This is a genomic window from Streptomyces sp. NPDC050743, assembly GCF_044456925.1.
Lineage (GTDB): Bacteria > Actinomycetota > Actinomycetes > Streptomycetales > Streptomycetaceae > Streptomyces.
The window spans coordinates 1-8,986 of sequence record NZ_JBITGJ010000146.1; the positions used below are offsets into that span (position 1 = coordinate 1).

At 70.9% G+C, this 8,986-nt stretch carries 10 protein-coding genes; 3 read left to right on the top strand and 7 right to left on the bottom strand.

Annotated features, from left to right (window positions below; genetic code table 11):
• The 5 genes from ACIBJF_RS47970 to ACIBJF_RS47990 all read right to left on the bottom strand — a co-directional run.
• A partial coding sequence (locus tag ACIBJF_RS47970) for a biotin carboxylase N-terminal domain-containing protein (protein WP_308427085.1) occupies nucleotides 1–92 on the bottom strand: 92 nt, incomplete at its 3' end.
• A gap of 90 nt (nucleotides 93–182) precedes the next feature.
• A complete protein-coding gene (locus ACIBJF_RS47975) occupies nucleotides 183–935 on the bottom strand; it encodes a 4'-phosphopantetheinyl transferase family protein (RefSeq protein ID WP_399184124.1) in 753 nt (250 codons plus the stop codon).
• Nucleotides 936–974: 39 nt separating this feature from the next.
• Nucleotides 975–1,715, bottom strand: coding sequence for a 3-oxoacyl-[acyl-carrier-protein] reductase (gene fabG, locus ACIBJF_RS47980; RefSeq protein WP_399184126.1), 741 nt, complete (start codon nucleotides 1,713–1,715; stop codon nucleotides 975–977).
• A 240-nt stretch (nucleotides 1,716–1,955) separates the two neighbouring features.
• A complete protein-coding gene (locus tag ACIBJF_RS47985) occupies nucleotides 1,956–2,540 on the bottom strand; it encodes an NADPH-dependent FMN reductase (protein WP_399184128.1) in 585 nt (194 codons plus the stop codon).
• A 224-nt stretch (nucleotides 2,541–2,764) separates the two neighbouring features.
• Complete coding sequence (locus tag ACIBJF_RS47990) at nucleotides 2,765–3,700, bottom strand: ScbA/BarX family gamma-butyrolactone biosynthesis protein (protein ID WP_399184130.1); 936 nt, start codon at nucleotides 3,698–3,700, stop codon at nucleotides 2,765–2,767.
• 458 nt (nucleotides 3,701–4,158) lie between these two features.
• Here ACIBJF_RS47990 and ACIBJF_RS47995 point away from each other — a divergent pair, with 458 nt between their 5' ends.
• Both ACIBJF_RS47995 and ACIBJF_RS48000 read left to right on the top strand, forming a co-directional pair.
• A complete protein-coding gene (locus tag ACIBJF_RS47995; protein ID WP_399184132.1) occupies nucleotides 4,159–4,941 on the top strand; it encodes a response regulator transcription factor in 783 nt (260 codons plus the stop codon).
• A gap of 132 nt (nucleotides 4,942–5,073) precedes the next feature.
• The gene (locus ACIBJF_RS48000) at nucleotides 5,074–5,694 is read left to right on the top strand and encodes a ScbR family autoregulator-binding transcription factor (protein ID WP_399184134.1); all 621 of its coding nucleotides are present in this window, start codon (nucleotides 5,074–5,076) and stop codon (nucleotides 5,692–5,694) included.
• A gap of 8 nt (nucleotides 5,695–5,702) precedes the next feature.
• On the opposite strand, the gene ACIBJF_RS48005 is transcribed toward ACIBJF_RS48000, so the two are convergent.
• The gene (locus tag ACIBJF_RS48005) at nucleotides 5,703–6,272 is read right to left on the bottom strand and encodes a TetR family transcriptional regulator (protein ID WP_399184136.1); all 570 of its coding nucleotides are present in this window, start codon (nucleotides 6,270–6,272) and stop codon (nucleotides 5,703–5,705) included.
• A gap of 299 nt (nucleotides 6,273–6,571) precedes the next feature.
• Between ACIBJF_RS48005 and ACIBJF_RS48010 the strand changes: the two genes are divergently transcribed.
• Nucleotides 6,572–7,690: a sensor histidine kinase gene (locus tag ACIBJF_RS48010; RefSeq protein WP_399184138.1), complete on the top strand. Its 1,119-nt coding sequence runs from the start codon at nucleotides 6,572–6,574 to the stop codon at nucleotides 7,688–7,690.
• A gap of 178 nt (nucleotides 7,691–7,868) precedes the next feature.
• Here the strand turns inward: ACIBJF_RS48010 and ACIBJF_RS48015 are convergent, their stop codons facing one another.
• Complete coding sequence (locus tag ACIBJF_RS48015; RefSeq protein ID WP_399184140.1) at nucleotides 7,869–8,825, bottom strand: NAD-dependent epimerase/dehydratase family protein; 957 nt, start codon at nucleotides 8,823–8,825, stop codon at nucleotides 7,869–7,871.
• Nucleotides 8,826–8,986 lie beyond the last annotated feature (161 nt).

Here is an 8,986-nt window from a genome sequence, read left to right on the forward strand (position 1 = left end):
TAGACGGCCACGCTCGCGATCCCGGCGTCCCGACAGGCCCGGGCCACGCGGACAGCGATTTCGCCACGGTTGGCGATGAGCACCTTGCGCACGATGGCTCCTTCTGTGGTTCGTGCCGTTCGACGGCGGGGTGCTTCACCGCCGCCGAGGCTCCTTGGCTCTCGAGGGCGGGGCGCACCGGGTCAGGGCCCGATGCGGCCCCGCGCGCCCCGGGGCAGGACGACTGGTTCCGGGGCGGTCGACGCCGAGGCGTCGAGGAGGGCCAGCGCGGCGGTGAATCCCGGCGCGCACGGCACGTCCAGGACCGTCCAGCCGGCCGGGCGGTCCGGGCTACCGGCGCCGCCGTCGCCCAGGTAGTCGGCGTTCAGGGGCCGTCGCAGGCCGGTGCCCAGACCCTTGAGGTAGGCCTCTTTGCGCGCCCAGAGCCGCGCGAAGTGCTCCGGCCGGTCGCCGGCTGGGCGGGCCAGCACCTCCGCCCGCTCCGCCGGGTGCAGCCGGCCGCCGCACAACTCGACCGCCGACGCACCGGGCAGGCACTGCACATCCACGCCGATCACCCGGTCGGCGATCCCCAGCAGCGCCACTCCCCCGCTGTGCGAGAGGGAGAAGTGCACGGCGGGCGAGTGGCCGGCCAGCACGGGGCGGCCACCGGCCTCGCGGCGCAGCGCCACCTGCTCGGGGCGGACGCCGATGCGCTCCCCGAGGAGGTGGCGCAGCGCCACGTGCGCCGCGACGTACGGTGCGGCGCGCGCGGGCCGGCGGAAGGCCGCGGCCCGCCGCCGTTCCGCGGCGTCCAGCACGGTGAGCTCGGCGGTGCCGGGCGGCCCCGAGGGACGGACCAGCCACAGCTCCGCGTCCGGGCACCCCGGCGGGTGGATCCGCACCACGTGCGGCGCGGACGTCGAGGGGCCCGACGGGTGGGGTGTCCTGTGCACGAGCGGGGTCTCCTTGGGGGCACGGGCGGACACGCCTGATCAGATCGACAGGCCTCCGTCGATCTCCAGGACGGTTCCGGTGACGTACTGCGCCTCCGCGAGGTAGGCGACGGCCTCGGCGACGTCCTCGGCACTGCCGATGCGGCGCAGGGAGATGCTCTGTACGGCCTTCTCCCGGAAGGAGTCGGAGAGTCCGGACACCATGTCGGTGTCGATGAAGCCGGGGGCCACCGCGTTCGCACGGATGCCGTACCGCCCGGTCTCCTTTGACAGGGCCTTGGTGAATCCGATGATTCCGGCCTTGGACGCCGAGTAGTTGGTCTGCGTCGCGTTGCCGTGCACGCCGGCGACCGAGGAGATGTTGACGATGCAGCCGGACTTCCGCTTCATCATGCCGAACACGGCGGCCCGGGAGACGTGGAAGGTACCGGTCAGGTTGACGTCGATCACGTCCTCCCAGTCCTCGTCCTTCATCATCACCAGCGGCGTGTCGCGGACGATGCCGGCGGAGTTGACGACCAGGTCCAGCGGCCCGAGCTCCCGCTCGGTGTCCTGGACCCAGGCGCGCACCGCCGCGGCGTCGGTGACGTCGACCTGACGGCCCACCACGGTCACGCCCAGCTCGGCGGCCTCCTTCTCGAGGCTCTGCACGGACTCGGACGGGTTCTGGTAGCAGAACGCCACCCGGTGGCCATCGCGCGCGAGCCGCAGGACGACGGCGCGCCCGATACCCCGCGAACCTCCGCTGACAAGGGCGGTCTTTCTGATTTCGTGGGCCATGTGGCAACTCCCGGAATGTTCTCTCGTGGAACGAGCAGGAAAACGAGACGGAAGGCCGCTGCTCAGCAGCGGCCTTCCGTCTCTTTATCGGGGGGAGGGACAGTGCCGCACCACCGCCCTGTATCCCCAGGATTCGCGTTCCCGCAAATTCGAAGCACCGGACCGAACCCTGGTGAACAGCTTCTTCACGGCGCCGGTTAAGTTCAATACGGCACCGATTAAGTTTCCGCTAGGTGCGGATCACACGCCGTCGCGCAGCGGTTTCAGCGCCCCGGACCAGGCGACGACCTCGCCCAGCATGGTGGCGAGGGTCTGCGCCTGGTGCGGGCCGGGCGCGAATTGGGCGCCGGGCTCCGCCGGATCGGTCGTGGTGAAGTCGACGAACAGGGAGAGCGAGACCTGGGAGCGTACGGTGGCCACCTTCAGCTCGGACAGGATCAGGCGCAGGTGCTCGACGGCACGGGCTCCGCCCTGCATGCCGTAGCTCACGAAGCCGGCCGCCTTGTTGTTCCACTCGGTGTAGACGAAGTCCAGGGCGTTCTTCAGCGCGCCGGGAATCGAGCGGTTGTACTCGGGGGTCACGAAGACGAAGCCGTCGTAGCCGCTGATGGCCTCGGACCACGCTCGGGTGTGGTCCTTCGTGTAGCGGCCGAAGGCCGGCGGATGCGGTTCGTCGAGGAGCGGAAGAGCGAAGTCGGCGAGATCGACGATCTCGAAGACCGCGTCCGGGACCTGCTCGGCACCGGCCTTGGCCACCCATTCCGCCACCACTTGCCCTTTGCGGCCCGGGCGGGTGCTGCCCAGAATGATTCCGATCTTGGTCATGTGGTTCGGCCCTCTTCCACCCTTGACACCAGGGCACGACGAAAGGAAATAAAGTCGGGGTGCGCGAAAGAACCCCCGCGAATTGGTGACATTTCCGCGACCCTGACCTCTATCTTCTTCGGTTCGAATGGCACCCTCAACCGCCCACGCCACAGGGTTTCGTCCGCTTTGCAAGCCGCGAGAAACGGACTTCAGGAGAACGTCAGCCGAAGTACAGAGGTCCGTCAGGAACGGGGCCGCGGAGCCAGGGTGAGGTACGTGGTGAAGACACTCTCGTCCTGCTGCACACCGCGCACCCGCACCCGGACCTCGCCGGTGGCGCCGGGCGTCTCGGGGTGTGCCTCGATCCAGGCGGGAGCGTCGAATTCGGCGTAGCGCGTGAAGTCGCTCTCCAGGCCGAGCAGAAGCGCGTCGGACAGTCCGGTCGAGGCCACGGCGGCCTGCCGGGCGGCCTCCAGCAGCACCATCCCCGGCACATGGTCCACCGGGTGGTCGAAGTAGGTCGGGTGGGCGGTGTCGACCCGCAGTTCCCAGCGGTTCCCGGCGCCCGGCAGGGGGGCGGCGAGGACGACGTGCCGGGGATCGGTGTGCCCCACGCGGGCCGGCTCGATCGCGGGCGGCGCGGCGTGGACGGTGGTGGAGGGACGCTCACCGCGCACCCGCCGGTACACGTCCGGGTGCATGCACCGGAAGGCCGCCCCGGCGGAGGCCAGCGCCCGGCCGTCACGCACCACGGTGACGTCGTAGCGCATGCCCTGGAGCGCGCCGCGCCGCAGGAGCAGGTCGCTGCACACGGTGCGGACTTCTATCTCGGTGGGGGCGGTGTCCGCGACGAAGAGGTCGGGTGCGGCAGTGAGGGACATGTCGCTCATCAGGAACTGGTGGCCGAAGGGCACCCCGAACTCAGCGTGCGCGAGGAGGGATCCGACCTGACGGACGGACTCGATCAGAAGCATGGGGTTCTGGTAGCCGCCCTCGGGCGCGAACAGCGAGTGGCTGCGCGGCCACTGCGCTCTGACCACGAAGCCGTCCTGTTCGCCGGAGCCGACCGAGGCGTCGACCTCCCAGCCGGTCAACAGGACTTCCGACACTGCGGCTCGGTGGACGTACTCGCGCGGAACCGTCGTGGTGAGTCCGGACATGTAACCCAGGTGCGACATACGGAAGATCTCCTGTCAGTTTCTGGGCAGGGGAGATCACTCCCGATGCCGGCTTCCCCCCTGCAGGCCGACGATCTGGTCAACAAGATACAGACAGGTCAGTCCGTTTTTTCAAGTAAATCTTCCACCCAGTCGTGCCGCAGCACCGGGGTCGGTGCACGTTTTGCCGGGTTGCGCACAGATGTTCGGCGCCATCGACAAAACATGCAGGGTTGCCCAATTGGGGGGCATGTGCACCGTCGGCACACCGACACCTCCGCTGTCCGACCCGGCAGGCAAAGGTCTACCAACTCTAGGCAAAGTAAACGTATATGCAGGTCAGCGACCCATCTCCAGACTGGTCAAGGACCTGTCCGGTGAGCCGCATCTCATTGACAATCAGACAAGTCTGTTTGGTATTGTGGGGCGTGTGAAGCTTCGAGCAGCCCGATTCGACGGGCTGCCTGAGGAGGGGGCACATGAACCTGCAGGCAGTGGATCTACTGGAATCCGGTCCGGAGCATCACCAGTCGAACCGTCCGGCGGCAGCCCCGGCTCCGCCGGCGTTCCCCGCACAGGCCACCAGCCCGGAAGGACCTCTGCGCGTCCTGGTCGTCGAGAACGACGCCCGGGCGGCCGACACGCTCCTCAAGGGCCTGGTGCGGCAGAGCTACGCCGCCCGCGGCGTGGCCACCGGCGCCGAGGCGCTCCGGGCCCACCGCGACGCCGACCTGGTCTTACTCGACCTCGACCTGCCGGACCTGGACGGTCTGGAAGTGTGCCGGGGCATCCGGGCGATCAGCGACACCCCGATCATCGCCGTCACCGCGCGCGGTTCGGAGCTGGACCGGGTGCTCGGACTGCAGGCGGGCTCGGACGACTACATGGTCAAGCCGTACGGCTTCCGCGAGCTGCTGGCCCGCATGGAGGCGGTGATGCGACGGGTGCGCTCGCAGCCGGCCGCCGCCCCGCACGTCGTCCACCACGGCTCGCTGCGCATCGACGCGGGCGCCCGGGTGGCCACGGTCGACGGGACGCCGGTGGACCTCACCCGCAAGGAGTTCGACCTGCTGCACCTGCTGGCCTCGCAGCCCGGCACCGTCATCCCGCGGCGCCAGATCATGGCCCAGGTCTGGGACGACGCCTGGTCCCCGAACGGCCGCACCGTGGACACCCACGTCAGCACCTTGCGCGGCAAGCTCGGCTCCAGCAAGTGGATCACCACCGTCCGGGGAGTGGGCTTCCGGCTCGGGCATCCGTAGGGCGCCCGGGCAGCACGGGAACCGCCGCACGGGACCCTGTGCGCAACTGCCGCGTACCCGGAGGCTGACTGAACCGCCTACCCCGGTTAACATACAGACAAGTCTGGTTAGAGTAAGAGCAGGGGACTTGTCATGGCTCAGCAGGAGCGGGGAAAGCGGTCGCGACGGTCGATTCTCGAGGCTGCCGCCCAGGTGTTCGACGAGCGCGGCTACGACGCCGCCAGCACCAACGAGATCCTGGCCCGGACGGGGCTCACCCGGGGCTCCCTGTATCACCACTTCCCCTCCAAGGAGGCCATCGCCTCGGCCCTGCTGGAGGCGCACAACGAGGCACTGGAGGTGCCGGATCAGCCCCTGCGGCTCCAGGCCGCGATCGACCTGACCCTGCAGTTCGCGGAGCGGCTCCAGCACGACTCGGTGCTCCGTGCGAGCGTGCGCCTGGCGGTCGAGCAGACCTCACTGTCCGTCCCGCCGGAGACGGCGTACGAACAGTCCAAGAAGACCATGATCGAGCTGCTGCAGCAGGGCGCCGAGCAGGGCGAAATCCTGCCGGCCGTGAACGTGCAGGAGGCCGCGGCCACCATCGTCGGCGCCTTCACCGGCCTCCAGATCATGTCCCAGGCTTACAGCAAGCGGGCGGACCTGACCGAGCGGGTCGCCGTGTTCTGGCGCTTCCTGCTGCCCGGCCTGGCCACCCCCGGGGTGATCGGCCGGCTGCGTACCACCGTGCCGCCGGCCGCCGCGAACACCTGAGTCGGGCGTCAGGCCCGCCTTCCGCGGGCCGCTGAGAACAACGGGCGCAGCATCTCCCACAACCGCTGCGAGGCCTTGACCTCCCACCAGCCCGGGTCCGCATGCCCCAGTGACTCGATCCCGGCGGCCACCACCACGGTCAGGTCGGCCAGATCCTGGGCGGAGGGGACGATGGACTCCTCATACGCCTCTACGACCCGCTGGTGCACCAGGGCCAGCAGTTCGTCGCGCAGGGACGGCCGGGCGTCCGTCCCGTCCGCCGCCAGCTGTATGCCCGCCCGCACGGTCTTCTCCGTCCGCATCGCAGCGCCGAGGGCGACGAAGAAGCGCTCCGGCGCGTCCGTGGGCGAAACCTCGAACGCCTCGTCCATCAGCGCCACGAGCCAACCGCGCGCCTGGTCGTACACGGCGGCCGTCAGCTCCGTCGTCGAGGAGAAATGGTGATAAAGGGCTCCCCGGCTCACGCCCGCCCTGCGACAGATGTTGACCAGACCCGCATCGTGGACCCGACCCTCCGCGATCAGCTCCGCCGTCGCACGGACGAGAGCCTGCCGGGTCTGTTCGGACCGTGTCTGCATCGGGCCCCACCGCCCCTTCTTGACATGAACACCAGGTATCGCCCCCGTCGGCGGCACCAGGCACAGCGACGCGCACCAAATCATACAACCTAGCCTGTTTCTTGTCCCCATCCGATCACACCCCCTCGCACCCGGACGCTTCGAAGTCGGACAGCTTCCAGCACAAATAGGTCATTTATCAAAGTATTCCGCCCCACGCTCGACAGGTGAGGCGCAGCAAAGGCCCTAGGCAATCAGACATGTCTGTTTGTTACATTGCACGAGACGTTGTACGGGCACCGAAGCAGCGGAGGAACTCGATGAGCAGCACGACCGCCCCCGTGGTGGGAGGCAACGGATTCACCGAAGTCCTGCACGAAGGGCTGGTCCGCGCGGCGGCCCGGATGTCCCCGCGCCCGCGGCCCGGGTCCGCCTCCGCCACCCCCCTCCCGGTGGCCTCCCCGGTTCTGGAGGCCGGCGAGACCGAGGCCGTCCTGGACCGGTTCGCCGCCCGGCTCACCGGCGTGCTGGTCCCTGCCGAGGCCGAGGTGCCCGAACTGCGTGCGTCGCTAAGGGAGTTCGCCCACGCCGTACTGGACCGCGCGTGCGGCCGCGACGGGTCGGCCGGCCCCCAGCCCACGCCGATCCCCCCTCCCCTGGCCTCGCCGCACCAGGTGACGGCCGCGGCGGCCCTGCTGCTGGAGTGCGCGCTGCTGCATGTGCTGGAGAGCGGTATCGCGCACAACGAGACGGGCCTGCTGCGTGCGGCGACCGTGGCCAGACGGCTCGGCGAGTCCCTGCGGGCGGCCACCGAGGAGGTGTGGGCCGGCAACGACGGGTGGAACGAGCGGCGGCGAGTGGCCCGGCAGCTGCACGACGAGCTGGGAGGCGCGCTCTCCGACACCCGGCTCAGCCTCGACGCCGCGGTCCGGGATCCCGGCGCCCGTGCCGCCCATCTCGCTGCGGCCGTAAGGTCGTTGACGGTGGCCGAGCGGGAGAACCGGGCGCTGATCGACGGAGCGCGCAGCCGGTGCGACCTGCCGCCGCTGCGGGAGGCGCTGGAGGGCTTCCTGTCCCAGCTGCGCACCCGGGACGGCCTTTCGGGCGACGCGGGTGTCCGGACCTGTGTCCAGGTCATCGGGGACGAGCGCGTCCTCACCGAGCGGTATCGGGTGGAGGTCTACTTCGCGCTGCGCGAGGCGCTGCGCGACCGCGTGACCCGCTCCGGCGCGCAGCACGTGACGGCCGTGGTCCGGGTCAACCGGCGCTGGCTGTACGCGAAGGTGACCGACGACGGGCGCAGGCCTGCGGAGGGCGCCGCCGCGGACCTGCGTTTCCTCACCGAGCGGGTGGAAGACCTCGGCGGCCGCACGGACTTCGGCGCCGGTGCCGGACCCGGCACCGTGCTGGAGATCCATCTGCCGCTGCGCCACCACTGACGCACCGGCACGCGCCCACCCACGGCTGCGCCCCGGCGGGGACACCGGTTGCGCGGCACGGCCGCGGCGACCCTGCCGACCAGTACCGCAGGCACGGCCGCGGCGACCCTGCCGACCAGTACCGCACCACCGGCCCCGAAGAACCCCTGCACCGCTGCCGCGAAGCCGACCGCGGGGCTCACGGCCGGGTGGTGCGCAGCGCCTCCCGGTACCAGGGCGTGTACCGGGCGAAGGACTCCGCGAAGCCCGGCCCGGGGGCCTCGGCCAGGTCCGACCAGAGTGGTTCCCCGTCGAACCAGTGGTCAGATGTGAGCATGTCAAGTCCGTGCCGGGAGTACGGATCGCCGATGAGCAGGTCCCGGGCCTGCCGGACGGTCAGTTCCCGTTGCGGCCAGGTCAGCCCGGCGCAGTCGGCCACCGCCCGCAGCAGCTCCCGGGCGGTCACCGGCTCCGGATGGACGGCGTGGTAGACGGACGCGCTCAGGTTCCGTGCCGGGGCGAGCCCCGCCCCCACCGCCAGGCGCGCCAGGTCGTGCACGGACACCAGCGACAGCCGGGCGGGCCAGCCCTCGACCGTGCCGGGCAGTGCCCGCAGCACGCCGACCAGCCCCTGCACCAGCCAGCTGTCACCCGGGCCGTGGACGAGGTGCGGCCGGAGCACGATCCCGCCCGCGGCGAGCACGGCGTCCTCGGCCACGGCCCGGGTCGCCGAGGTCGGCGACGCCGGGTTGCGGACCAGGTCCTCCGGGCGGGCCCGGCGGTAGCTGCCCCGCCCGTACACGGATGCCGTGCTGATCTGGACGATGCCGGACACCCCGGCCCGCCGGGCCTCGGCGACCAGGGCGCGCGTGCCCTCGGCGTTGACCCTCTTGTTGGCCTCGGGGCTGCCGCTGATCTGAGCGGCACAGTGCAGCAGCACGTCCACCCCGTCGCACACCCCGCGCAGCGAACCGGGGTCGCCCAGGTCGGCCCGGACGGTCACGGACAATCGCACGGCGGCCGGCCCGCCGTCGGAGCCGGGCAGCGGGCAGCGATGAGACATCAGCCGGAGCTCCACGCCCCGGCGCGTGGCCTCCCGGGCGACGTGACGGCCGATGAACCCGGACGCGCCGGTGATCAGAACGGTGGGTGGCACGGGGCTCCCTCTGTGGGGCGGGTGGGGTCGGGGCGGGGGGGGGGTGGGGGGGGCCCCCCCCCCCCCCCGGCGCGGGGGGCCCCCCCCCCCCCCCCACAAAAAAAAAACCCCCACCCCCCCCCGCCACACACCGCACCCCCCCCCCCCCCCCAACGCCAGCC